This window comes from Rhizobium ecuadorense, from assembly GCF_001187535.1.
Taxonomy (GTDB): Bacteria; Pseudomonadota; Alphaproteobacteria; order Rhizobiales; family Rhizobiaceae; genus Rhizobium; species Rhizobium ecuadorense.
Genome location: NZ_LFIO01000651.1, coordinates 1 through 227, shown reverse-complemented (window position 1 = coordinate 227; position 227 = coordinate 1). Strand labels below are relative to the sequence as shown.

Here is a 227-nt window from a genome sequence, read left to right as displayed (position 1 = left end):
GCCGCATGCGGCGTCACCGGATGGTGACCAGGCAATGGCGGCCGCTCCCGCCAGCCGGTCACGCGGTTCACCAGCGTGAAATAAGCGCCATAAGGGAGCAGGCGGGCGAGCTTCAGCATGGTGGTGAAGCGCTTCGGGAAAGTGATCTCGAAGGCCTGCGATTTCAATCCGGCAGCAATCTCCCGGGCGGCTTCATCGACCGATACCAGGGCCGGCATCGGAAAGGC

1 pseudogene is annotated in these 227 nt (G+C 64.3%); it reads right to left on the bottom strand.

Annotation, left to right across the window (positions count from 1 at the left end):
• Positions 1-227 (bottom strand): annotated as a pseudogene (locus AF337_RS12730) (oxidoreductase); the annotation flags it as partial.